This is a genomic window from Bacillus cereus group sp. BfR-BA-01381 (genome assembly GCF_022663555.1).
GTDB lineage: Bacteria > Bacillota > Bacilli > Bacillales > Bacillaceae_G > Bacillus_A > Bacillus_A pacificus.
The window spans coordinates 1-206 of record NZ_JAKUFR010000375.1; the positions used below are offsets into that span (position 1 = coordinate 1).

A 206-nucleotide genomic window follows, 5' to 3' on the forward strand; every position below is an offset into this window, starting at 1 on the left:
TAAGAAAGCACCCCTTCTCCCGAAGTTACGGGGTCATTTTGCCGAGTTCCTTAACCAGAGTTCTCTCGCACACCTTAGGATTCTCTCCTCGCCTACCTGTGGCGGTTTGCGGTACAGGCACCTTTTATCTCGCTAGAAGCTTTTCTTGGCAGCGGGGAATCAAAGACTTCGCTCCATAAGGAGCTTCCCCATCACAGCTCAGCCTT

General features: G+C 51.9%; 1 rRNA gene. It reads right to left on the reverse strand.

The annotated features are described in order from the left end of the window. Positions 1 to 206: ribosomal RNA gene (locus tag MR079_RS29115) — 23S ribosomal RNA — on the reverse strand; the annotation flags it as partial.